Origin of the sequence: Flavobacterium myungsuense (assembly GCF_042677265.1) — a bacterium.
Taxonomy (GTDB): domain Bacteria; phylum Bacteroidota; class Bacteroidia; order Flavobacteriales; family Flavobacteriaceae; genus Flavobacterium; species Flavobacterium myungsuense.
In genome coordinates this window covers 1-25716 of sequence record NZ_JBHTIZ010000020.1, presented here as the reverse complement: position 1 = coordinate 25716, position 25716 = coordinate 1, and the positions used below count along the sequence as shown (strand labels likewise).

The 25716-nt window shown below is 32.3% G+C and carries 21 protein-coding genes; 14 read left to right on the top strand and 7 right to left on the bottom strand.

Annotated features, from left to right (window positions below; all coding sequences use genetic code 11):
• The 3 genes from ACFQ0S_RS07350 to queA form a co-directional block, all read left to right on the top strand.
• The coding region (locus ACFQ0S_RS07350; protein WP_379819075.1) for a T9SS type A sorting domain-containing protein at positions 1–1944 on the top strand (1944 nt) is incomplete at its 5' end.
• A 405-nt stretch (positions 1945–2349) separates the two neighbouring features.
• Positions 2350–3606, top strand: a complete 1257-nt coding sequence (gene aroA / locus ACFQ0S_RS07345; protein ID WP_379755665.1) for a 3-phosphoshikimate 1-carboxyvinyltransferase — start codon at positions 2350–2352, stop codon at positions 3604–3606.
• 163 nt (positions 3607–3769) lie between these two features.
• On the top strand, positions 3770–4819 hold the full coding sequence (gene queA, locus ACFQ0S_RS07340; RefSeq protein WP_379755668.1) for a tRNA preQ1(34) S-adenosylmethionine ribosyltransferase-isomerase QueA: 1050 nt from the start codon (positions 3770–3772) through the stop codon (positions 4817–4819).
• A 95-nt stretch (positions 4820–4914) separates the two neighbouring features.
• Here queA and ACFQ0S_RS07335 read toward each other — a convergent pair whose 3' ends face one another.
• The 3 genes from ACFQ0S_RS07335 to ACFQ0S_RS07325 all read right to left on the bottom strand — a co-directional run bounded on the left by ACFQ0S_RS07335 (position 4915) and on the right by ACFQ0S_RS07325 (position 7575).
• On the bottom strand, positions 4915–5646 hold the full coding sequence (locus ACFQ0S_RS07335) for an SIMPL domain-containing protein (RefSeq protein ID WP_379755671.1): 732 nt from the start codon (positions 5644–5646) through the stop codon (positions 4915–4917).
• Between the two features lie 61 nt (positions 5647–5707).
• Positions 5708–6070: a cupin domain-containing protein gene (locus ACFQ0S_RS07330; RefSeq protein WP_379755674.1), complete on the bottom strand. Its 363-nt coding sequence runs from the start codon at positions 6068–6070 to the stop codon at positions 5708–5710.
• On the bottom strand, positions 6067–7575 hold the full coding sequence (locus tag ACFQ0S_RS07325; protein WP_379755677.1) for a helicase HerA-like domain-containing protein: 1509 nt from the start codon (positions 7573–7575) through the stop codon (positions 6067–6069). The genes ACFQ0S_RS07330 and ACFQ0S_RS07325 overlap by 4 nt, the downstream gene beginning before the upstream one ends.
• Positions 7576–7897: 322 nt before the next feature.
• Here ACFQ0S_RS07325 and ACFQ0S_RS07320 point away from each other — a divergent pair, with 322 nt between their 5' ends.
• The 8 genes from ACFQ0S_RS07320 to ACFQ0S_RS07285 all read left to right on the top strand — a co-directional run bounded on the left by ACFQ0S_RS07320 (position 7898) and on the right by ACFQ0S_RS07285 (position 14927).
• Positions 7898–8716: a MotA/TolQ/ExbB proton channel family protein gene (locus ACFQ0S_RS07320; RefSeq protein WP_379755680.1), complete on the top strand. Its 819-nt coding sequence runs from the start codon at positions 7898–7900 to the stop codon at positions 8714–8716.
• 35 nt (positions 8717–8751) lie between these two features.
• Positions 8752–9363 carry an ExbD/TolR family protein gene (locus tag ACFQ0S_RS07315; RefSeq protein ID WP_379755683.1) on the top strand — a complete coding sequence of 204 codons (612 nt, stop codon included), beginning with the start codon at positions 8752–8754 and terminating at the stop codon, positions 9361–9363.
• Positions 9364–9381: 18 nt separating this feature from the next.
• Positions 9382–9963, top strand: a complete 582-nt coding sequence (locus ACFQ0S_RS07310; protein ID WP_379755686.1) for an ExbD/TolR family protein — start codon at positions 9382–9384, stop codon at positions 9961–9963.
• Between the two features lie 18 nt (positions 9964–9981).
• Positions 9982–10776 carry an energy transducer TonB gene (locus ACFQ0S_RS07305; RefSeq protein ID WP_379755689.1) on the top strand — a complete coding sequence of 265 codons (795 nt, stop codon included), beginning with the start codon at positions 9982–9984 and terminating at the stop codon, positions 10774–10776.
• Positions 10777–10995: 219 nt separating this feature from the next.
• Positions 10996–11925: a PstS family phosphate ABC transporter substrate-binding protein gene (locus tag ACFQ0S_RS07300; RefSeq protein WP_379755692.1), complete on the top strand. Its 930-nt coding sequence runs from the start codon at positions 10996–10998 to the stop codon at positions 11923–11925.
• Positions 11926–11941: 16 nt separating this feature from the next.
• On the top strand, positions 11942–13606 hold the full coding sequence (locus ACFQ0S_RS07295; RefSeq protein ID WP_379755695.1) for a tetratricopeptide repeat protein: 1665 nt from the start codon (positions 11942–11944) through the stop codon (positions 13604–13606).
• 292 nt (positions 13607–13898) lie between these two features.
• Positions 13899–14531, top strand: coding sequence for a 7-carboxy-7-deazaguanine synthase QueE (locus ACFQ0S_RS07290; RefSeq protein WP_379755697.1), 633 nt, complete (start codon positions 13899–13901; stop codon positions 14529–14531).
• Between the two features lie 3 nt (positions 14532–14534).
• Entirely contained in the window at positions 14535–14927 is a 393-nt protein-coding gene (locus tag ACFQ0S_RS07285) for a hypothetical protein (RefSeq protein ID WP_379755700.1), read from the top strand.
• A 76-nt stretch (positions 14928–15003) separates the two neighbouring features.
• Here ACFQ0S_RS07285 and ACFQ0S_RS07280 read toward each other — a convergent pair whose 3' ends face one another.
• Positions 15004–16242 (bottom strand): M43 family zinc metalloprotease, encoded by a 1239-nt coding sequence (locus ACFQ0S_RS07280; protein ID WP_379755703.1) that lies wholly within the window; start codon positions 16240–16242, stop codon positions 15004–15006.
• 177 nt (positions 16243–16419) lie between these two features.
• On the opposite strand from ACFQ0S_RS07280, the gene ACFQ0S_RS07275 reads away from it, so the two are divergent.
• Positions 16420–20811, top strand: a complete 4392-nt coding sequence (locus ACFQ0S_RS07275; protein WP_379755706.1) for a M43 family zinc metalloprotease — start codon at positions 16420–16422, stop codon at positions 20809–20811.
• A 138-nt stretch (positions 20812–20949) separates the two neighbouring features.
• Here ACFQ0S_RS07275 and ACFQ0S_RS07270 read toward each other — a convergent pair whose 3' ends face one another.
• Positions 20950–21699, bottom strand: coding sequence for a class I SAM-dependent methyltransferase (locus tag ACFQ0S_RS07270; protein ID WP_379755709.1), 750 nt, complete (start codon positions 21697–21699; stop codon positions 20950–20952).
• Positions 21700–21803: 104 nt separating this feature from the next.
• Here ACFQ0S_RS07270 and ACFQ0S_RS07265 point away from each other — a divergent pair, with 104 nt between their 5' ends.
• Positions 21804–22298, top strand: a complete 495-nt coding sequence (locus ACFQ0S_RS07265; RefSeq protein WP_379755712.1) for a YkgJ family cysteine cluster protein — start codon at positions 21804–21806, stop codon at positions 22296–22298.
• Positions 22299–22476: 178 nt separating this feature from the next.
• Here the strand turns inward: ACFQ0S_RS07265 and ACFQ0S_RS07260 are convergent, their stop codons facing one another.
• The gene (locus tag ACFQ0S_RS07260) at positions 22477–23784 is read right to left on the bottom strand and encodes an exo-beta-N-acetylmuramidase NamZ family protein (protein WP_379755715.1); all 1308 of its coding nucleotides are present in this window, start codon (positions 23782–23784) and stop codon (positions 22477–22479) included.
• Positions 23785–23890: 106 nt separating this feature from the next.
• Here ACFQ0S_RS07260 and ACFQ0S_RS07255 point away from each other — a divergent pair, with 106 nt between their 5' ends.
• Complete coding sequence (locus tag ACFQ0S_RS07255) at positions 23891–25126, top strand: ABC transporter permease (RefSeq protein WP_379755718.1); 1236 nt, start codon at positions 23891–23893, stop codon at positions 25124–25126.
• Between the two features lie 402 nt (positions 25127–25528).
• Here ACFQ0S_RS07255 and ACFQ0S_RS07250 read toward each other — a convergent pair.
• The coding region (locus ACFQ0S_RS07250; RefSeq protein WP_379819074.1) for a hypothetical protein at positions 25529–25716 on the bottom strand (188 nt) is incomplete at its 5' end.

Genomic DNA, 25716 nt, shown 5'->3' with positions numbered 1-25716 from the left:
ACTACAATTTGTCCTGGAACAAGTGTAACATTTACCGCTACACCAACTAATGGAGGTACTTCTCCTTCTTACCAATGGAAATTGAATGGAACGAATATTGGAGCCGACAGTGCCACATTTACAACGACGACATTAGTCAATGGTGATTCAGTTACAGTTACAATGACTTCAAACGCTACTCCTTGTTTGACAAATTCACCAGTTAGTTCGAATACGATAACCATATCTACGGGAGGAAGTACCACTTGGAACGGAACCTCATGGAGTAATGGTGCCCCAACAAGTTCAAGTGCAGCGATTATCTCAGGTAATTACAGCATAGCAGCGAATATTAATGCTTGTTCATTAACTGTAGACAACAATGCTATTGTTATTATTCCATCAGGTTATAATGTTAACTTAAATAATGCAATAACTGTAGTCAACGGTAGTAGTTTTACATTATCAAACAATGCTAATTTACTTCAGCGAGGTACAACTAATTCTAACTCTGGGGCTATTGTTGTGAATCGAAATAGTTCTTTATTGATGCGTTTGGATTATACGTTATGGTCATCACCAGTAGCAAATCAAAATGTGTTGTCTTTTTCTCCAAATACAATGACTAATCGATTTTATCAGTATGTTTCTTCTACTAATTTTTATGAACCAATCGTACCATCTACCAGTGTGTTTAGTGCGGCCAAAGGATTTTTAATACGAGTTTCTAATACGCATCCTACCACGCCAACAATTTGGACAGGAAAGTTTACTGGAGTGCCTAATAATGGAGATTATAATTATAATTTGTTTTATAATCAGGTTACAAATGTAGACCCTAACTTAACAAAAACGTACGGTTTTAATTTAGTTGGAAACCCTTATCCATCTCCAATTAGTATGACAGAATTTGTCAATGATAATCGTGATTTCATTACTGGAGCACTTTATTTTTGGAGAGAAACTAATGGCGATTTGGTAAACAATTCCTATTGTATTTGGGCTGGAGGAACATTTATTTCTAATGTGGAAGCAAATGTTTCAACACCAAAACCAGATCCTAATGGTATAATTCAAACAGGTCAGGGTTTTATAGTTGAGGCTAATAAATCTTCAGCGGTTCTTCAGTTTAAAAATTCTCAAAGAATTGCTAACAATGCGAATCAATTTTTCAGAACGTCTCAAAACGAAGAACGAAATACAGTTTGGTTAAATGTTACAAGTACTAAAGGAGCTTTTTCTCAAACTGCTATTAGTTATGTTACTGGAGCAACCCAGGGAGTTGATGTTTATGATGCAAAAGTATTTGGTACTGGGGCAGTAGAATTAAGTTCTATTGTAGAGCAGGCGAACTATGCTATTCAAGGACGTGCATTGCCGTTTGATGAAAATGATACAGTTCCTCTTGGCTTCAAAGCAAAAACAGCTGGAGAATATACCATCGCAATCGATCGTTCAATAGGTTTATTTGCGGATGCTCAAGACATATTCTTGAAAGATAATATGACAAAAGTTGTTCATAACTTGAAACTGTCACCATATACTTTTACTGCAGAAATCGGAAGCTTCAATGATCGTTTTATTGTGGTTTATAAAAATGAAACTACGCTAGCAGTGGCAGTAAATAATTTTGATTTAGAAGACACTATCTCAATAATGTTTACCAATAATGACAATACGATAAGTGTAAAAAACAGTTCACCTAACACAATTGTTGAATCCGTTATGTTATACAATTTATTGGGTCAGTCAATTAGTACTTGGGATGTTTCAAATGAAAATCAAAGTGCTCTTATAAAAGTCTTGGTAAGAGATTTAAGTACAGGAACATATGTGGTAAGACTAAAAACTTCTGAAGGAATTATAGCTAAGAAGATTATCATTAAAAATGTGAAAGTAACTTCAAAGACCAAAGAAAAGAAAGACATTTATATTCAGAAAAGTATGCTTGCTGATGAAGACTAATTATCAATTCACTTTTCAAATAATTACTAAAAAATAATATTAAATAGAAAGAAGCCGTCTCAAAACGAAATTTGAGGCGGTTTTTTTATTTCGAGAAGTTGCGTGTCATGAAGCAATGCAATCTCTATTATTTGCAAAAAAACCTGAAAAAAAATCTATAAGAATAAAGATTTTGTCGAATAACGTGCTCATGTGGTTTTCATAGTTTATACTTAGCAAACTAAATAGGAATTATTTTCAAGCCCCTTTCGACAAGAAAATGGATTTAAAATTAGTGCGATATAAAAATAGTTACAAGAATAATAAGAAACAAAAATGACAAAATCGAAATGAAACTTAATTCCTTTAGGTTTAAAAATTTCATTTTCTCTAACTATATTTGCACTTCTTTGTTAAAAAATAAAAATGAATTTACAGTTACAAACCTCTCAATCCGATTTTCAAGCAGCTATTGCAATAACAGGTTCTAAGTCTGAGACGAATAGATTATTGTTGTTACAAGCACTGTTTCCAGATATAACTTTAGCCAATACTTCAAATTCAGATGATAGCGAAGTAATGCAAAAAGCCCTAAAAGGCAATGAATCTCTAGTAGACATTCATCATGCAGGAACAGCCATGCGTTTTCTAACGGCTTATTTTGCTGTAAATGAAGGGAGTGAAGTTATTTTAACAGGTTCGCAACGCATGACCGAGCGCCCTATAAAAGTTTTGGTCGAAGCCTTACAACAGTTAGGAGCACAAATTTCTTATGAAAATCAAGAGGGTTATCCGCCCATTCGAATAAAAGGACAAAATATAACTGCTAATAAAGTAAGCATTCCTGCTAATGTAAGCAGTCAATACATTTCGGCTTTGCTATTAGTAGCTCCAAAATTAAAAAATGGAATTGAATTGAACCTAGTAGGCGAAATTACCTCTATTCCTTACATCAATATGACATTAGCTTTGTTGCATGAAATAGGAGTAGAGACCCATTTTGAAGGGAATACAATAACTGTTAAGCCATTAACAACATCTTTAAAACCACAAACTATAACAGTTGAATCGGATTGGAGTTCGGCATCCTATTTTTTTAGCATAGTGGCTTTGTCACAAGAGGCTTCCGTAACTTTATCAAGTTATAAAAAATCGAGTTTACAAGGCGATTCGGCTTTAGTTGAAATTTATGCTAAAATGGGAGTGGAGACCCGTTTTGAAGAAAATAAAATGACCTTGGTCAAGTTGCCTAACTTTAAACACGAGACTTTAAACTTCGATTTAAATCATACTCCAGATATAGCCCAAACAATCGTAGTTACTTGTCTAGGTCTTGGAATAGGTTGTCATTTAACAGGGCTTCACACATTAAAAATTAAAGAAACCGACAGGTTAGAGGCATTGCGAATTGAGCTTACAAAGCTTGGCGCAAACATTTCGGTAACTAATGAAAGTTTAATGCTTGTAGCTTCAAACCAAATTAATCCTAATGTTACGATTGCTACCTATAACGACCATAGAATGGCAATGGCATTCGCACCATTAGCTTTAAAAGTACCCATAAATATAGAAAATGCAGAAGTGGTTTCGAAATCCTACCCTGATTTCTGGGAAGATTTAAATGGCTTAGGGTTTAGCTGCGCTCCGTTCGGCGATGCATCTGGTCAAATTTTGGAGACATAAAAACTTCGTGACTTGGCTCCCAAAACAACGGGATTTGCAGTAAAAAGAAAAATAAACCTCGAAACACTTGACAACGCCTATCTCACAATCGTATATTTGCACACGTTAAAAAGTAAGAAACTAAAATTTCTAACTTCTAACCCCTAACTTCTAATATTTTCAAATGAAATTATCACATTTTCAATTCAATTTACCAAAAGAACTTTTAGCAGAATATCCTGCTGAGAACAGAGACGAATCACGTTTAATGGTGGTTAACAGAGAGAAAAAAACTATTGAGCATAAAACATTTAAAGACGTTATTGATTATTTTGGAGATGGAGATGTATTAATTTTAAATAATACTAAAGTTTTTCCAGCTCGTTTATACGGAAATAAAGAAAAAACTGGCGCTAGAATAGAAGTTTTTTTATTGAGAGAATTAAATTCAGAGCAACGCCTTTGGGATGTTTTAGTAGATCCAGCTCGTAAAATTAGAATCGGAAACAAATTGTATTTTGGTGATGATGATTCATTAGTTGCCGAAGTAATTGATAATACAACCTCTCGTGGTAGAACTTTACGTTTTCTTTACGATGGCTCTTATGATGAATTTAGAAATAAATTAACTGAACTGGGAGAAACGCCAATTCCTAAATACATCAATCGTGAAGTAACTCCTGAAGATGCAGAGCGTTACCAAACCATTTATGCTAAAGAAGAAGGTGCTGTTGCGGCTCCTACAGCAGGCTTGCACTTCTCTAAACATTTATTGAAAAGATTAGAGATAAAAGGTGTAAAATTAGCCGAAGTTACTTTGCATGTTGGTCTTGGAACTTTCAATCCGGTTGAAGTAGAAGATTTATCAAAACACAAAATGGATTCTGAAGAATTAAAAATTTCACAACAGGCTTGTGACATAGTTAATCAAGCAAAAGAAAAAAAGAAGCGAATTTGTGCAGTAGGAACTACTTCAATGCGCGCCATAGAAAGCTCGGTTTCGTCTGCTAGAACATTAAATCCTTTTGAAGGTTGGACAAATAAATTTATATTTCCTCCCCACGATTTTAGCATTGCTACTTGTATGATTACCAATTTTCATACGCCAAAATCTACATTAATGATGATGATTTCAGCTTTTTGCGGTCATGATTTAATGAAAAAAGCGTATGAAGAAGCCATAAAAGAACAGTATAAGTTTTATTCTTATGGTGATGCTATGTTAATTATCTAAAGTTTATATTTTCTCCTCCCTCTCCTTTGGAGAGGGTTGGGGTGAGGGTTTTAAATCTCGTTAGTAATAACGAGATTTTTTTATAAATAAGAAATTTAATTTACTTGATAGACTAGCTTTACAGTAATATTAGCTGTTTTGTTTTTAGAGAAAGTATTAAACGAACCTCCATACGAAAAATCTTCAGAAGAGTTTTGTCCCGTAATTTGAAAAACCCCCATATCCGATTTTTTTAAGTTTCCTAAACCAGCTCCTGCATTTTCGGCAATACTTTTAGCTCTAATATTGGCATCTTTTGTGGCTTCTGCAATCATTTGTATTTTTAATTCAGCTAGTTTAGTATAATAATATTCAGGAGCATTGGAGTAAAATTCAATACCTGAGTTAATAAGTTCACTGGATTGTCTTGAAATATCTTCTATTTTATTGACTTCTTTAGATTGTATTGTAACATTTTGAGTCAACGTAAAACCGGTAAAAATTTGTTGTTTTAAAGTGCCATTTTCATTGTATGTAGTTTCGAAATCTTTATTAAAACTGACTGCCGAAAAAACAATTTCTGAGTCAGCAATTCCTTTTGAAGATAAATAACTTTTTATTTTAGCTCTATCGGCATCTAAGGAGGCATAGGCTTCTTTTAAAGTGAAACTTTTTTTAGAAAAAGAACCACTCCAAACAATTAAATCAGAGGTGAAATCTTTTTTTCCTAATCCTGTAACACTAATGGTGTCGTTACTTTGATTCCTGTTTTGAAAAGCATTTGAGAATAAATAAGCTGAAAGTACTATTGCAACCGCAATAATGATAGAATTGGCATTGGTTTTCATAAAAAATGGTTTTAACTTTATAAAGATATTTAAATTGGTTGGTTTTTTTTAAAATTTAAAATTAATCTTCTCTATTTACTTTCATAAAATCAAAAGCGGGTTTGCAAATGGCTATATATTCGCAAGGTTCTGCAAATGGATTTGAGTATTGTACTCGAGTATTTCTTTCTATTTTTATAGATTGTCCAGTTTCTAATATAACAATTTCTCCCTCAATAATAAATTGCTTTTTGCCTGAAATGATATAGGTATACTCATCAAATTCAGGCGTTTGAAAAGGTTCGCTCCAATGTGGTGGAGCAATCATGTGAGCAATAGAAATTTCGGAGTTTCCTGTGGTTGGAATTCCGTGGTGTTCTTCTATAAGTTTCCCGTCAGACGTAGGAACTATAAATGGTGTTTTTTGAATAAAATATTTTTTCATTTTTTAAGTATCTTCATCAAAATTCCAAAAGCTCCACGAATAAAAGTAGCACTAGTTACTACTTTCAAAACCGATTTAGTCACTATTTCTGCAGTATTAGGTTCTGATTTGCTTTCTTTTTCCTCTTGTGTTTCTGTAACTTGTTCTTGAGTTGAAGTGATTTTTTTAGTTAGCATTTCATAAGCACTTTCTCGATCGATTGCTTCATTGTATTTTCGAACTAATTTTGATTTCGAATTAATTTCATCAATTTCAGCATCAGTTAAAACATCCATTCTGCTTTGTGGTGCCCGCATCATCGTTGCTGCCAGCGGTGTTGGGATTCCTTTTTCATTTAAAGCAGTAACTAAAGCTTCTCCAATTCCTAATGACGTGATAAGTTCATCCGTTTTATAAAATTCAGAAGTTGGGTAATTATCGGCTGTCATTTTAATTGCCTTTCTATCATTGGCTGTAAAAGCCCTCAATGCATGTTGAATTTTTAATCCTAATTGTGCTAAAACACCACTAGGAACGTCCATTGGGTTTTGAGTAATAAAGAAAACGCCAATTCCTTTAGAACGAATGAGCTTGACAATAGTCTCAATTTGGTCTAATAGCGTTTTACTAGCTTCATTAAAAATTAAATGCGCTTCGTCAATAAACAATACCAATTCTGGCTGGTTAGCATCTCCTTTTTCAGGCATTTGCTGATAAATTTCAGCTAATAAACTCAACATAAATGTAGAAAACAATTTAGGTTTATCTTGAATGTCCGTCAAGCGAATAATATTTACAAACCCTTTTCCGTTTTCGTCAAAGCGAAGTAAGTCATTAATATCAAATGAAGTTTCGCCAAAGAATGAGTCAGCTCCTTGTTGCTCTAATTCAATAATTTTTCTTAGAATAGTGCCTGTTGTTGAGGTAGAAATCTTCCCGTAACTCTCTTCAATTTCTTCTTTTCCTTCTTCGGTAATGTAATTAATGATTTTTTTAATGTCTTTTAAATCTAAAAGAGGCATTTTGTTATCATCACAATATTTAAAAATTACCGAAACTACTCCAGCTTGTGTATCATTTAAATCGAGAATTCTAGAAAATAAAACAGGTCCAAATTCAGAAACAGTTGCACGAAGGCGAACACCATTTTGTTCTGATAAAGTTAATAATTCTACAGGAAAACTCGAGGTAATATATGGAATATTTATTTTTTGATGTCTTTCAGTAATGAATGATTTTTCCTCGCCTTCTTTTGCAATTCCACTAAAGTCCCCTTTTATATCCATCATAAGAACAGGAATACCAAACGATGAGATTTGTTCTGATAAAACCTGAATGGTTTTTGTTTTTCCAGTTCCCGTTGCGCCGGCAATTAACCCGTGGCGATTGAGGGTTTTAAGAGGAATCTTAACATGAACATTACTAACTGCTTCTCCGTCTAACATTGCGCCTCCTAAAATGATGCTTTCTCCTTTTGAAGCATACCCATCATTTATTTTCTGAATGAAACTGTCTTTTTTGGACATCCTTTAAAGAATTAAAAATTAAAATCTACGCAAGATACTAAAAATTTTAAAAAATATCTTTTCAGGAATTAACTATCCTATTTACACACAAAAACAAACATAAAAGTAGTCTAAATGCTTGGTTATGATTTGTTTTTAAACAAAGAAAATTTATGCTATTTCACGCAATAAAACAGTCACGAAAACGTTTTTGTTGTTATATGCAATTTAATAATTGAAAAAAGTTTTTTTATTTAAACTAAAAAATTAAATTTGTCCTTGATGAAGCATCATTTCAATTAAAATCTATAAAATTATTTAAATCTATTAAAATTAAAAAAAAATGGCAAACGTTAAAAAAGAAAGCAGTTCAAACAGTGGAGGAATGATCTCTACTATTATTATTGTAGCTTGTGTTGTTGTAGGGTTTTTTGTATGGAAATTTCTTATGGGAGCTGAGGCAAATTTTGAAGGTGGAGATCCAGAAAAAGGACATCCTTTAAATACGCTAGGTATGGTATATAAAGGAGGATTTATTGTTCCAATTTTATTAGGAATGCTATTGATGGTTGTTGTGTTTTCTATTGAAAGATTTACTGTTATAGCTAAAGCAGCAGGTAAAGGAAACCTAGATGCTTTTATGAAAAAAGTACAAGGCGATATTAAAGAAGGTAAAATAGATGAAGCCATTGGAATTTGCGACAAACAACAAGGGTCAGTTGCAAATGCAATTCGCTCGGCTTTGGTAAAATATCAAGATGTAAAAAAAGAAGGATTCAATAGCGAAGAAGCGTCAGAAACGATTCATAAAGAAATTGAAGAAGCTACATCTCTTGAAATGCCAATGTTAGAAAAAAACATGACTATTATTTCTACTTTGGTTTCTTTAGGGACACTTGGTGGATTATTAGGAACGGTTTCAGGTATGATTAAAGCGTTTGGAGCTTTAGCTAGCGCAGGAACTCCAGATCAAGCTGCACTTGCAACCGGTATTTCAGAAGCACTTATTAATACTGCAACTGGTATTTCAACTTCTGTATTGGCTATTATTGCTTACAATTTCTTTACTTCAAAAATCGATGATTTAACGTATTCTATTGATGAAGCTGGAACTACTATTGTAAATACATACAGAAGATTTAGAGGAAGTTTAAAACAATAATTTTTTGATGTATAATACATTAAATAATATATAAAATGGCTAAAATAAAAATGAAAAAAAAGTCAACTGGTACCGATATGACGGCCATGTGTGACGTAGCGTTTCTATTGCTTACATTCTTTATTTTGACTGCTACAGCTAAAGTACCTGAAGTTTTACCTGTTGATACTCCGGCATCTACAGTTCAAACAAAGTTGCCTGAAACCGATTTAGCAACTCTAACAGTAGGGAAAGGTAAAGTGTTTTTTGACTTAAAAGGAAGGGAAGTTCGCAAAAGAACTTTGGAGTTGATGGCTCAAAAGTACAAAGTTGACTTCTCAGATACAGATATGGATAAGTTTGCATTAATGGAAAGTTTTGGTGTTCCTCTTCAAAGTTTAAAACAAATTTTAGACATGAAGAGTGCCGATAGATCTAAAGCAAATCAACCGGGAATACCTAAAGATTCATTAGACAATCAATTGTCAGACTGGGTACAGAATGCACGTATTGCTAATATTGAGTTAAATGACAAAGAATTGCAAATAGCTATAAAGGGTGATGCAAAGGAAGAATATCCTGCTATTAGAAAAGTAATGGATATTTTACAAGCTCAAAAAGTCAACAGCTTTAGCCTCGTAACAGGCTTAAGAGGAAAAGAAAAATAATTAAAAACATACACTAAAATGGCTGAATTAAATACTGGCGACGATGGTGGCGGAAAAGGTGGTAAAGTAAGAAGTAAAAAACAAAACTCTAAAGTAGATTTAACTGCTATGGTAGATTTGGCTTTCTTATTAATTACATTCTTTATGCTTACCACTACGTTGTCTAAACCACAATCTATGAGTTTGGGGTTGCCAGATAAAGACCCAGAAGAAAAGACACCTCCCGTAAAAGTTGATGAGAATAGAACTATGACGATTATGTTAGGTGATAATAATAAAATAATTCGTTACGTTGGTTTACTTGCAACTCCAGTTGCTGGAGGAGCTCCAAAAGATTTTGCTTATGGAAAAGGCGGAATTCGTGAAGAGTTGCTAAAAAGAAAGAAATTAGTGTTAGAGTATTCTGCTGCTAAAGGGAAACCAAAAGACGGAATTATCGTAATCATTAAGCCTACTAAGAAATCGAATTATCGGAATCTTGTAGATATACTTGACGAAATGGTAATTGCTGGTGTTGAAACCTATGCAATTGTTCCTGAGTTTACCCCTGAAGAAGCAGCATTGTTAGACGGAAAAAAAAGCAATCCTTTACCTCAATAACCTAATAACTAGAAGTATATGAAATTAGACTTATTTAAAAGACAGTGGTTAGAAATTGTTTTTGAAGGACGAAATAAAGCTTATGGTGCTTACGAATTGAGAAAAACGAATTCTAAGACTTCTGTAAGGGCACTTATCATTGGGACATTAATTTTCGCTTTATCAATAGGCGCTCCATTAATAGCTAAATTGTTGCCAGATTCTTCTGATGCTGATGAAAATAGAGATATAAAAATCACGACAGTTAAATTACCTCCCAAAGAAGAAAAACCTATCGAGAATTTACCTCCACCTCCACCTCCGCCTCCTAAAGTAGATCAAGTAAAATTTGTGAAACCTGTGGTTGCTAAAGCGGATGAAGTTACTGAAGACCCACCAAAAATCGAAGAAATTAAAGACAAGAAAATTGGTGCAGAAACTATTAAAGGAGATCCAGATGCTGAATTAACTGTTGAGCCTGTGGGTAACGGACCAAAAGATGTTGTAGAAGAAGATAATTCAGTATATAACACAGCTGGTATAGAAGTAAAACCTGATTTCCCAGGAGGAATGGAAAAATTCTATAAATTCGTTGGTAAGAATTATCAAACTCCTGAAGAAGAAGGACTAAAAGGAAAAGTTTTCGTTTCTTTTGTTGTAGAAAAAGATGGTTCTCTAACGGATATTAAAGTAATTAGAGATATTGGCTACGGTACTGGTAAAGAAGCTGTTCGTGTACTAAAATCGTGTCCAAAGTGGACTCCTGGTGAGCAAAACGGAAAAAAAGTAAGAGTACTTTATTCTTTGCCAATCAATATACAATCAGCTGAATAATGTTTGAGAAAACAATAATTAATTTCAAGGAGAAATCGCTAAAAGAGCGGTTTCTTCTCGTTATAGGAATACTTTTTTTCTTACTATATCTGGGACTTGGGTTAATAATCATTTTTTGGAAAGAATTTCCAATAAACATGAAACCTAGCTACAGAGTAGTTTTTGGAATCGTTTTAATTATATACTCTTTTTTTCGATTTATGCGTTTTTTTAATTCTAATGAAGAATAAAGTGAAGATATATTTTAAAATTATTGGAGTTTTTTTTATCTTATTTTTTGTTTCCTGTAATCAAAAATCAGAAACTAAAAATACAAACGAAACAATACTAACGGGCAATACAACAATTGAAGTTGATGAAACCTTGAAACCTATTATTGAAGATCAAGTTCAAATTTTTGAAAGCCTATACAAAGCAAAAATTAATATTGCTGCTAAGTCTGAAAAAGAAGTAATTCAATCGTTGTTAAATAATACTTCTCGAATTGCAATACTTTCAAGAGTTTTAACAAAAGAGGAAACAACTTTTTTTGAAAATAAAAAGTTAATTCCTAAAACAACACTTTTTGCAAAAGATGCAATTGCATTAATAGCCAACAAAAACAATAAAGATACTTTAATAGCGTTACAAGAGGTAATTGATTTTGTTCAAAATAAAAAACAATTCACAATAAAAGGGCTGGTTTTTGACAACCCAAATTCAAGTACTGCAAGATATATTTGTGAAAAAGCCGGTATAAAAAGCTTGCCTGAGAATGGTGTTTTTTCATTTAAAACAAATGATGAAGTAATTAAATACGTTTCGCAAAACAACGGAATGATTGGTGTTGTTGGTGTAAATTGTATTTTTGAACCAATGCCAAAAATGCAGGATTATATAGACAAAATAAATGTTTTAGAAGTAAAAGACATCAATAATGCAAATTACTTCAGCCCAACTCAAAATAACATTGCGGAAGGCAAATATCCTTTGGCACGTGATTTGTATATTATAAATTGTCAAGGATATTCAGGCTTAGGAATGGGGTTTGCCTCATTTATAGCTGGAGATATTGGACAAAGAATCGTTTTGAAGTCAGGATTGGTTCCTGTAACCTTTCCTTCGAGAAAACTTAATATTCGGAAACAAATCAGTAATGATAAAAAATAAAATTAATTTAAAAACGATGAATACATTTAAAATTTTTAGCTTTTTAGTATTAGCAACTATATCAGTAACTAATGCTCAAGATATTGAGTCGGCAAAGAAGTCTATTGATGCTGAACAATACGAAAAAGCAAAAACCATTCTTAAATCAATTATTCAGGCAAAACCTGGAAACGGAAAAGCCACTTTTCTTCTAGGAAATATTTATCTCAAACAAAACATAGAAGATTCAGCTAAAATATATTTCCAAAAAGGTTTAGCAGCTTCAGAAGGTGCTAAATTGAATTATATTGGTTTAGGTCAAATAGATTTAGATAACGATAATACTTCTGCTGCTCAAGCTAACTTTGCATTGGCTACTAAAGACATTAAGAAAAAAGATATCGAAGAATATATTTATATCGCAAAAGCCTACATGAATGCTAACAAGCCTGATTATAAAGCCGCATTGGTATCATTAAATAAAGCAAAATTGGTTAACTCTACTGATGCAAACTTACTAATGGCTTTTGGAGATGCTTATTATGGTGATAAAAATCAAAATGAATCCTACACAGCATACAGATCTGCTTTTAATACAGACAATACTTTAACTAGAGCAAATATGCAATTAGGGGTTCTGTTAAAAGGTGCTAAAGCCTATACTGAAGCTGTGAAATCTTTTGATAATGTTATTGCAACAAATCCGAATTACGGTCCAGTGTACAGAGAATTAGCTGAAACTTACTACTATTGGGGAAATAATGAACCCAAAAAATACAACGAATACATACAAAAAGCCCTTGGTTATTATGAAAAGTATTTAAGTATGACTGATTATTCGCTTACTTCACGTATGCGTCATGCCGATTTCTTAATCTTAGCCAAAGATTATAAAGCTTTAGAAATAGAAGCCAATAAAATGAAGGAATTAGATAATGTAAATCCGAGAATTTTACGTTATTTAGGGTATTCGGCTTATGAAAACGGGAATATAGATGTGGCTATAAAGTCGATTCAAGATTTTATTGCAAATCCTACCAATAAAATAATTGCAAGAGATTATTTGTATTTGGGCTTAGCTAAACTTAAAAAAGCAAATAATTTAGAAACTAAAATTGTAGATCAAACTATTTTTGATGCCGGCGTAGCCGATATTAAAAAATCAGTAGAAATAGAGATTTCCATGACCAATGATTTAAGTGAAATTGGAAAAAAACTGTACGAGCAAAAATTATACAGAGAAGCAGCAGCTATTTATGAAATAGCGGTTACCAATCCTGATTCTAGAAATTTCCTTTTAGATAATTTTTACCTAGGAAACTCTATTTACTTTAGTAATACCAAAAAAGATGTAGTAAAGGTAGACCCAATTGCACTTCAAAAAGCCGATGCCGCTTTTGGCAGAGTAATAGAAGCTTCGCCTACTACTCAAGACGCCTATATTTACAGAGCAAGAACCAACAGATTGCTAGAGAATGACGAAATGATGGCTAAATATTATGAAGAGTATATTAGAATCGTTACTGAAAAAGGTCCAGAAGAAGTGGTTAAAAACAAAAATAAGTTTATTGAATCCTACAATTTAATTGCAGCCAATTATGCCTATACCGATAAAGTAAAGGCAAAAGAGTATTTTAATAAAACTTTAGCATTAGACCCAACCAATCAGTATGCAACAGAGTCTTTAGCAACATTAAAATAAAAATTCAACTATAATTCAAGATACCGATAGTCACTAAACTATCGGTTTTTTTCTTTTAGGAGCGAAAATTTTGGTTTTTTTATTAAAGCTTCTACCTGCTTTATGTTTCAATCTCCCAATAAAAAATCGGGAGGATTTCCACTTCAAACGAAGTTCACTAAACTCCGATGAAAATGAAAATTACGTGAAGTAATCAGGGCTATAGATTAATTTTAGGCATTTTTACAATTCCTAAATCCTAAATCTAAAATCCCAAATCCATTTCCCTATCTTTGCACTTTATTTACAACAAATGTTAGCAAAAGAAATTCAAGTAGCAGTCGAAAAAGGAACAATGCTTCCGCTAATGGAAGAGTTCTATACCATTCAAGGCGAAGGTTTTCATACGGGAACAGCAGCCTATTTTATTAGAATTGGCGGTTGTGATGTAGGTTGCCATTGGTGTGATGTAAAAGAAAGTTGGAACGCCGCTTTGCATCCACCTACAGCTATAAATAAAATCGTCACCAATGCTAAAAATAATGCTGATACCGTTGTAGTAACAGGCGGAGAACCCTTAATGTGGGATATGACTTTATTGACTCAAAATCTTAAAAATGAGAATTTGAAAGTGCATATAGAAACCTCAGGGGCGTATCCTTTAACCGGAAATTGGGACTGGATTTGTCTTTCGCCAAAGAAAAATATGTTGCCAACAACAACTGTTTATGACAATGCTCACGAGTTGAAAGTCATTATCTACAATAAACATGATTTTATTTTTGCCGAAGAACAAGCTGAAAAAGTAAATAAAAACGCAATTCTATTTTTGCAGCCAGAGTGGAGCAAAAAAGAAGAAATGACACCGCTTATTGTAGATTATGTGATGAAAAATCCAAAATGGCGCGTTTCTTTACAAACTCATAAATATTTGAATATACCTTAAATCATGAAAAATATTTTACTTCTATCTTTTTTATTTTTATTTCAAATTGGTTTTGCTCAAGAAGAAAATTTAATTCCAGTAGAAGATGTTTTTGATGTTGACAAAGTAGATTATTCACCAAGTTTTCCTGGCGGAATTGATAATTTTTATACTTTTTTTGAAAATAATTTCAAAAAACCAGATGTTCCTCAGTTATTAGGAAAACTGTTCATCTCCTTTATTGTAGAAATTGATGGTTCACTTTCTGACATTAGAACATTAAAAGATGTTGGTTTTGGCTCTGGCTTAGAAGCCGAAAGAGTGATGCAACTATCTCCAAAATGGAACGCTGGAATAAAAAATGGCAAGCGAGTGAGGGTTTTGTATACCATACCAATTCCCATTCAAACTAAATAATAGGATAAATTTTTTTAAATGTAATAAAGGGTAATCTTTTAAAAATAGTTTAGTTTGTATAGAATTAACGATTTTCTTATTTTTTTATAATTTTATCCGTTTTTAAGAACTTACCTTGGTTATAAATTCTCAAATAATAAGTTCCGTAAGGCAATTCTTCGATGTGTATTGTATTATTAGTTTGAATCAATTTTTGAGTTTTTACCAATTGCCCTAAGACATTATATAATTCAACTTCGTCAATTTGAATCTGTGGCGATGTAATCATAAAGTATTGTGAAACTGGATTTGGGTAAACCGCAATTGCATTTACAGCTTCAAACTCGTTTAATCCTAAAGTACCGCAACCGTTAGATGATAACAAACTCAATCTAGGTCCAGCCAAACTATTTCGCATTATTTCTTTTTGACCTAATGTAAAAAAAGCCATGCAAGCGTCGTTAACATACTCCATATAGTTCATGAACATAGCCCCATTTGTTGAAACTTCGCAAACATAATTAATATCATTATTTGGAAATGTTGGGCATCCATAATAGGGTTGCTTAGTTGCTGGCGTATCAGCAACTCTGTCTCCTTCTCCACTTAGCTTACAGTTACCATCACCAAAAGGATGGTTTAACCCAAAATAATGTCCTATTTCATGAGTAGTAGTCCTTCCTTTTCTAAAAGGAGATAGAGCAGTTCCAGATGTACCAAAAGCTTGATGGCTTATAGCCACCCCATCTGCATCATCTGCGGGTGAATGAAGACCTAGAAGATTAGTTCCTCCTGCATCTCCAATCCATATATTGAGATATTTTGTATTATCCCAAGATAGTTGCCCTGATGCAGTAAAATATTCATTAAAAAAATCAAAAGTATTAGGAACTGACTTTCTTGTAATACCAGTTGTTGCAGTACCATCAGGTTTTTTTGTCGCTTTACAGAAAAGTATTTCTACATCCGCTGCTAATGGTTTAAATGCATTAGGGACAACTGTATTAAAATCAGTGTTAAGTTTTCTGAAATCTTTATTGAGAACATCTATTTGAGATTGTATTTGTGCATCACTAATGTTTTGATTGGCATTTTTATACAATACATGAAACACTATAGGTATAGTTACTACTGTATTTGCAGTACTACTTTGCTTACTAAATAAATTTTTAGAAGTATTGGGATTATAAATATAGTTCATCATTTCTTTATATTTCGCAGCAAATCCGGGTTTGTTTTTAATTAGTTCTTGCAATTTGGCATCTGTTCCGCAAGTTCTTTGGGCAAAGATTGACACAGAAAAAAACAAGACTAAAATAGTAATTATCTTATTCATTTTTTTATTATTTAATACAATATTACAAAATATTTATTCTTTACTTGTTGTTAAATGATCTTTTTAAAAGTCTAAAATTGTTAAATCCTAAATTGTTAAAAAAAACATAAATATTTTGTAATTTATATTTGAACATTTTGTAGGTTTATAACAAGAATAATCTTAAATATTAAAATCATGAAAAAACTACTCTGTCTTTTGTTTGTTCTAGTGAATATTATTGTTTATTCACAGACTACACCTTCTCCACCATGTGCTACAGATGAAATAATAAAAGCACAGATTCTAAAGAATCCTCAGCTAAAATTGACTCATGATGCTATGAATGAAAAAATTAGTAAATTAAGTCCAAACGGAGTATTTAATAGAACGACAACTACTAATATTACAATACCTGTTATAGTTTATGTTGTTAATAGCGGTGAAGCTTTAGGTGTTGGAACAAATATTTCGGATGCTCAAGTGCAAAGTCAGATTACTTCGTTAAATAATAGTTTTAGTAGTTCTGGAATTAAGTTTTGTCTAGCTACTCGTTCAGGTGCTGGTACAACTAGTATTCCAATGGTTTCTGGATCAACATCCGCCACCCCAGGAATTATACATGTCAATAGTAGCTTAGCCTCAAATCATTCCTATAATGAAGCGTCTGAAGCTATCTTGTTTGGTGGCTATACTCCGGACTACAGAATAAGAGGCGAGAACTTTTTGAGAATATATGTTGTCAAAACCATTAATAATCCAAATGGCACTGCTTCAAACATAATTGGTTATGGTTCGTTTCCAAGTTCCTCTTGGTATGATGGTGTTGTTATGCGTTATGATGCTTTTGGAGACAATACTACTTGTCCAAGTTGCAATTTATTACCAGGTGCTAATTTAGGAAAAGTTTTAGTACATGAAGTTGGGCATTATTTATTTTTATACCACACCTTTGAACAAGGTTGTAACGGTTCAAATGATAATACAACTGACGCGTCAGGAATTCTAAATTGTGTAGTTAACGGTGATAGAGTATGCGATACACCTCAGGCTCGTGCTTACAATACAGGATGTCCAACATCGGTTAATTCTTGCTTTGGTGATTTACCAGGAGATTTACCTGATGCTGTTAACAATTATATGGACTATACCAATGATCTTTGTCGTTTCGAGTTTTCAAGTGGGCAAAGTTCCCGAATGGTAGCAACATTAAATACTTATAGAGCCTCCTTAATTACAAATGATAATTTAATTTATACAGGGGTTTGTGGTTATCAATCGTTACTATCTGCAACCTTTAAACCAAGTACATATCAAGCATGTTCTGCGGCATCTGTTACATTAACTCCTTTGGTCGCTAATGCTGCCAATACAATATATTTATGGAATTTTGGTGATGGTACAGCTACTTCAAATTCTACTTCTGCAGTTAATCATATTTTTAATAGTGCAATAGGTTCGCCCTATACGGTAACCTTAACCGTAACCAAAACTGTTTTAGGTACTGTTACAACGAGTGTTTTTTCTACGCAAATTTATGTAACGAACTGTACATCATTGTTAGGTTCTAACTCAAATTGGTATTTTTCTACAAGCAATGGATTAAAATTTGGCACTGGGGTGCCAGTGGTTGATACATCAATTCCGATTGCAAATAACTTTGAAAATTCAAGTGCAACACAAAGTGATAATTTAGGTAATTTATTGTTCTACACTAACGGAGTAACCGTTTGGAAAGCAAATCATACTATTTTGAATTCCTCTACAGGAGTAAATGTTCCTTTAAAAGGAAATCTTTGGTCTAAAGATGGAGTTCTTGTTATTGCAATACCAGGCACTTCTAGTTATTATATATTAACTAAAGGTTCAGATCAAAATCCTTCGGATGTAAGTAATTATTTGGATGGTTTTACAACAACAAAGATTACTATGGTGGGGAGTGTGCCATCAATGCCTGTTACAACTATCAATATACCTGTAATTCCTCTACTTGGGATGTCAGGTTTTTCATTAGGTAATAATTCAGCACTTGTAGGTGGTACTGCTATTAATGCTCTTCAGAAGTGCGACGGGTATTGGATTTTTACAACCTTAAAAAAGACAACGGGAGAACTTTTGTTAACTGTTTTTTCATTAACATCATTAGGTTTAAGTTATTCAAGCAGTGTAATTTTACCAAATTCAAAAGTAAATTATGAAATAATAAGAATTGCCCCAAATGGAAATAGAATAATATATGGTATGCCTAATTTTTCAGATTTATTAATGTTTGATTTTGATAAGTTTTCCGGAACACTTTCTAATCAGAAAACTTTATTAACATACCCTCTAGCTGCTGTCGAAGGCGGAGAGTTTAGTTCAGACTCTAATTTATTTTATACATCAGATCTTTTTAATAATCTATACCAATTTAATTTAAATTCAACAAATCCATTTCTGACTAAAAAAATTGTTTCAACATCTTTAATCAATAGTTCGATGAAAAGAGGCCCTGATGATAAAATTTATTTTATAGATGCAAACAATATTTTTGATGTTTCTGGAAACTATCAATTAAGAGTAATTCATAATCCAAATAATTTAATTACAAATGCAAATCTTAATGCTTGTAATTTATCCAAAAATGGACCTGTATTTCCTAGAAGTGTATATGATTATATACACCAAACCTTGCCCAACACTGTACCAAGTCTTCCACCTAATTCCATTAGCTATAATCCAACAGCATGCAATACTTACAAATTTTTTCCAAATGTTGCTCAAGCTTCTTGCTATTCATCCTTTAAATGGGATTTTGGGGATGTAGCTTCTGGTATAGACAATAGTTCTACATTAAATAATCCTACTCATACCTTTTTACCAGGAACATACATTGTGAAACTTTTTAGCAATACAAATATTTTAATAGCTCAAACTACCGTTACAGTAATTGAATTACAGTACCCATCAATTAGTGGTAGTACTGAAGCTTGTATTACATCCAATTCATTAACCAATAATTCTATTATCTTACAATCAAATCAAACTGTGGTTTGGACTGTAGAAGGTGGTACAGGCACTATAACTGGAGCTAACAATCGAGCAAGTGTTGATGTAAATTGGTCAGCACTTCCAGGACAACTTGTGGCAACCATTACGGATGACTCAGGCTGTATTGCAAATGATCAGGTTTCTATTAAATTGGCTTATTGTAATAATGGGGCTAACTATGATGTTTATACCACTAAAATTCAGGCAGATGGCAAAATTATTATTGGTGGTGTATTTACATTATACAAAGGCATATCTGTAAATAGAGTTGCTAGATTAAATACTAATTTGACATTAGATACAACATTTAATGTTGGTACCGGAGCTGATTTTAGAATTGAAACTTCCGCAATACAGTCGGATGGTAAAATAATTATTGGTGGTAGTTTTTCTACTTACAATGGTGTTGCAAGAAAAGGTATTGCAAGATTAAATACAAATGGCACTCTAGATACTACTTTTGCAATAGGTACTGGTGTTATTGATGCAAACTATTCAGCTGTCCAAACAATAGCAATTCAAACTGATGGTAAAATACTTATTGGCGGCTCTTTTACTACCTATAATGGTGTTATTAAAATAAATATTGCACGTTTAAATTCTAATGGTTCTTTAGATACTTCTTTTAGCTCAAGTTTTTCAACTTCTTCTGGTAATTCTGTAAATTGTATCGCCATTCAAACCGATGGTAAAATTATTTTAGGAGGAAACTTTCTTACTTATGGTTCAACTAATGGTTCAAAAATTATTAGATTGAATACAAATGGTACTATTGACTCAACATTTGTAGTAGGTACTGGATTTAATGGACCTGTAAGATGTTTAAAACTACAAATTGACGGCAAAATTCTAGCTGGTGGAAACTTTTATTTTTTTAATGGAATAAATAGAAGTCATTTGGCAAGATTAAATACAAGTGGTGCTATAGACAATACTTTCGTTCCAAGTCTAATATCATTTCCTTTAGGTGGTTATGGTGTAAAAGATTTAGATATACAAACTGATGGTAAAATTGTTATAGTTGGTGGTTTTCAAACGATTGGATCACTATTAAGAAACAGGATTGCACGTCTAAGTTCAATAGGGATATTAGATACATCTTTCAATCCGGGTACAGGTTTCGGTCCAACAACAATTGGTGATCGATTAAATTCTAGTTTTTTGTATTCAGTAAATGTTCAAACTGATGGAAAGTTTGTTGTGAGTGGTAGTTTTTCATCTTATAATGGTATACCTATAAATAACTTTACACGATTAAACCCAAACATAACAGGAGCTACAGGTAGGTATAAAAATAGTCAGTACACGGAAGAAGTTAATTATGCAAAAGCTATATCTATTTACCCAAACCCTGTTTCAGATAATTTTACTATTTCATCCCCTGATATTTCTATTGATAAAGTTGAAATATACAATACAATTGGGCAGTTGGTTAAAGTTCAAAAATTGATTGGTTCTGAATCAGTTGTTTCAATTGAAAATTTAAGTGCTGGTTTGTATAATATAAAAATTTACAACAATGGTAAATTATTAAAATCAAATAAAATAATCAAGAAATAATTTTATAAGTTAGAAATTAAATCTCATTTGTTAAATTAAGTGAGATTTTTTTTCTTGCTTTTAAAAACGAACAAAGGAATATCAAGTATGGTATTATAAAATGCGAGATAAAGGTTGTTAAATGCTTTTATATAATAACTAAATGTAAAGCCTTGCTAAATAATCATAATGTTCGCCTTCTAAAACCAATTCGCAATTTAAACCATTTGCTAAAGCTGCATTTTGTAAAGTATTATAATCAATATACATCCAATCGAAAGGTTTCTCTTTTTGACCTTTGTAAGTAATATTAAAAACAACCTCTCCATAATAGGAATGTTCAGATGAACCCGAAGCCGAAGGCTGAACAGGCGAAGCAATCCATTTTCCACCTCCCGAAACTTCGGGATCATCTTCGTCAAACATATAAATAATATCAGAACTGTCTAGAAGAATCTGTCCGTTTTCGTTTAGTAACGATTTTAATTTCATTAAAAAGGCGGCAACATTTTTTAGTTTACCACACATTCCAGCTCCATTCATTAAAAGTAATATGGTGTCGTACTTTTCGTTTTCTAAAGTCATAATGTCTTGCACTTTTGCATTATTTATTTCACGGAGAATACAAGCCTTAATTGCATTTTCAGAAATATCTATTGCAGTAACATCCAAGTGCATTTCATCTTGCAAATACAAACTATGACTTCCGGCACCGCAACCTATATCTAAGATTTTCCCTTTAGCTAACTGCAATGCTCTTTGTTCTAGTTTTGGCATAGCATTAAAATCCCGAAATAAATAAGCAACACTCATTTCGTCTTCCTCAGAAATAGAAGTTTCGGTAATTAAATCTTCTGGAGAATTATTGGTCTGATAATCGAGTATGGCTTTTCCGAAAAGGTCTTTCATAGTCTTTGAGAGGAGTTGCGAGGTACAAAGCAATCGCACCTTTAGTTTTTAGTTATTAATATAGAAGTTGTTTACTTTTGCAGACTCAACTTTAAACCTTAAAATTGAAACCATCATTAAACGAAATTCAAAAGCTCGCCAAAGATAAGCATATCGAAAACAAAAAGTATTTCGATAAGCTAAAAAAGAAAACACCTAAGAATTTAGACTATTTCATGCAAGAATTGCACGATGCCGAATTCAAAAAAACGGATTGTTTATCATGTGCTAATTGCTGTAAAACAACAGGGCCGCTTTTTACATTAGCTGATATTGAACGCATTGCTAAACACTTGCGATTAAAACCACAACAATTTATTGATAACTATTTACGAATAGATGAAGACAAGGATTATGTTTTGCAAAGTGTTCCCTGTACGTTTCTTGACCAAGACAATACTTGTTTTATTTATGATGTTCGACCAAAAGCCTGTCGAGAATTTCCTCATACCGATAGGAAAAAGTTTCAACAAATTTCAGATTTGACTCTGCAGAATGTAGCCATTTGTCCAGCAGCATTTAATATAGTAGAGGAAATGAAAAAGAGACTACATTTTTAATAGGTTCTAAGTTTTTTTATGAGAATCTAAAGTATTTTTCACTTCAAAGTTAAAAATGAAATCGAATTTGTTTTTTTAAATACTTAAGAACATTGAAAAAATTCCTTTTTTATCTGCGTTTTGCGATAGCAATCCGTTTCATCGGCGTTCCTTTTCACAACATTTTAAGTTGAATCCTTTAATAAATCAAATACTCATTTCTCATTTTTTTAAATTCCTCCAAATCTTTTTGCCAAGAGGCTCTAATGTCAGCCTCAGGAATACCAGACTCAATTTGTTGTTGTAATTTTTTGGTTCCAGCTAGTTTGGTAAAAAATGAATTAAAGAATTTAGATTTATCTTCGGTTTCATTATAGGCTTTTATTAACCATTTTAATTCCAACTGTTTTACTTTTGGTATGCCAGATAAGTCTTCACCAAAGCAATCTCTTCCATTATAAACAGGATCTTTGGCACCTAAATTAGGCATCGGTACAAAACAAAAATCAACATTAGGAAGATAAGGCGAGCCATAAATTTGAAATTGTTTATCAGTCCCTCGCCCAACGCTGACATTAGTTCCTTCAAAAAAGCACAAGCTTGCATAAAGATTTATAGATTGATCGTTAGGCAAATTAGGTGATGGTTTTACAGGTAAACTATAGGTCATGCCTCTAAGGTAATTCTCACAAGGCACAATCTTTAAATGGCACTGAATACTGTCTTTAAGCCATTTCTGCCCATTAATCATTAAAGCATATTCGCCTATGGTCATTCCGTGTAAAACAGGAATTGGATGCATTCCTACAAAACTAGAATAATCCTTTTCTAATAGTGGACCATCTACAATACCTCCGTTAGGATTTGGTCGGTCTAAAATAATAAGTTGTACATTATTTTGTGCACAAGCCTCCATAATATAATGTAATGATGAAATGTAGGTATAAAATCGAGCACCTACATCTTGTAAATCAAAAACCAATACATCAATTCCTGCTAATTGTTCAGGAGTTGGTTTTTTGTTGTTACCATATAATGAAATAATTGGTAGACCAGTTTTAGTATCTTTCCCATCAATAATCAATTCTCCAGCATCTGCTGTTCCTCGAAAGCCATGTTCAGGAGCATAAATTTTTACAAGCTCGATTTTGGTTTTTTCTTTGATATAATCTACAATATGTAATGATTTCTTGTTTACAATATCAATATGAGAATCTAATATGGTATCAAAAACAGTATAAATAGAATCATAAGCAATCATTCCAGTTTGGTTGGTTACAATTCCTACTTTCTTATTTTTTAAGATAGAAAAATAACTTTTTACATTGTCAGCTCCTGTCAAAAATTTTGTCGATTTTATTTTACTTTTGATTGTTGTTTCTGCTGGAGCTGAATAGTTTATAGGCTTCGCTGTTTTACAAGAAATTACAGCTAAGAATAGTAGTAATAACAAAAATGACTTACTTAATAAATTTCTTATTGAGATACAAACAGTTTGAAAAATCATGGTATCGATGCGCTTTTAAATAATTAAATGATCTAAATCTATTAAAAATAGTATCTAAAACTGTATTTTTGACTCGAATCAATCAAAATCAAAATATACAATACCATTGAATTTAGAATATTTTATAGCAAAAAGATTAATTACTGCTAAAAGTCGCAAAAGTAGTATTTCTACTCCTATTATAAAAATTGCAATTGCTGCAATTGCAATCGGAATGATTATGATGATTATTTCGGTGGCTACAGGAATTGGTTTGCAACAAAAAATAAGAGAAAAAGTAGCTGCTTTTAACGGACATATTATTATTTCAAATTACGATGATAATCAATCTCAGGTTAGTACGACACCAATTTCCGTAAATCAAAATTTCTATCCAAATTTCAATACCGTTCAAGGAATAAATCACATTCAAGCCGTTGCTAGTAAAGCGGGAATAATTAGAACCGCAAATGCATTTGAAGGAATAATCTTCAAAGGAGTAGGAAAAGACTACTATTGGGAAAATTTAAAAGAATATCTCATCGAAGGGAGATTACCTGATTTTTCTAATAATTTAAACAATCAAATCCTTATTTCCCAATTCCTTGCTAATAGATTACAGTTAAGTGTAGGTGACAAATGCAACACTTTTTTCATGAAAGAGCAAAGTAATCAGTTGCCCAATTTAAGAATCTTTCAAATTGTAGGAATTTACAATTCAGGATTTCAGGAATTCGATTCTACATACATAATTGGAGATATTCGACACATACAGCGCATTAATAAATGGCAATCCGACCAAATTGGTTCTTTCGAAGTTTTTATTGATGACTTTAGCAAAATTAAAGAAAAAGGAGAGGAAGTTTATGCCCAAACCAGTTCTACTCTAGATTCAAAAACAATTGAAGAAAAATATTATTACATCTTCGAGTGGTTGCAATTATTCGATTTCAATATTATAACTATATTAATAATTATGATTGTCGTAGCAACTATTAATATGGTCGTTGCTTTATTAGTGCTAATTCTAGAGCGTACACAAATGATAGGAATCCTAAAATCTCTAGGAGCTAATAATTGGGCAGTTCGAAAAATATTCCTCTATAATGCCTTTTATTTAATAATTCGTGGATTGTTTTGGGGAAACTTAATAGGTTTAGGACTAATTTCAATTCAGTACTATTTCGGAATAATTAAATTAAATCCAGAAAATTATTACGTCAACCAAGCGCCAGTCTACCTTAATTGGGGCTATATTTTACTATTAAATCTAGGAACAATAATCATTTGTTTACTAGTTTTGCTAATTCCTTCCTACATTATTACAAAGATTTCTCCTGTAAAAGCTATAAAATTCGAATAGGAATTAAATTTTTATTTCATCAGGAGCTCTTTCCTTCTATCCGTTACAATCTTTTTCTTGCTAAAGAAGCAAGAAAAAGGATTTTCACTACTATCAGGGCTATTGACATTTGATTTCAAAAGCACATTTGAATAACTTTTGAAACTTTGCTTGTTCTTTTTTTTAATGAACTTTGTGTCTTAGCGCCTTTGTAAGCAAATTTTAAAATTGACAACCCGCACATGTCCAACGATTTATAAAAAAAGTAAAAAAAAGGGTAAGAAAGTTTTGGAAAAAAGTAAGATAAGTGTTTATCTTTGCACCCCGCGAAAGAGGGAAGTTCTTATAAAATACTGAAAACGAGACAAAAGAAAATAAATTCAAAAAATTATTTCAAAAAGCTTGTTAGATATAAAAGAATGCTTACTTTTGCACCCGCTTTGAGAATGAAAGCGATATTAAAGAAGAAGAATACGTTCCTAGACATATTGAATTGACAGCCGTTCCGATAGCGATATCGGAACAAATAAAAAGAGAGTAAGAGAATCGAGTCCCGATTATTCGGGATAGAATAAAGCTAGAGAATTCGTCTAAAATAAATGCTAAAGTAA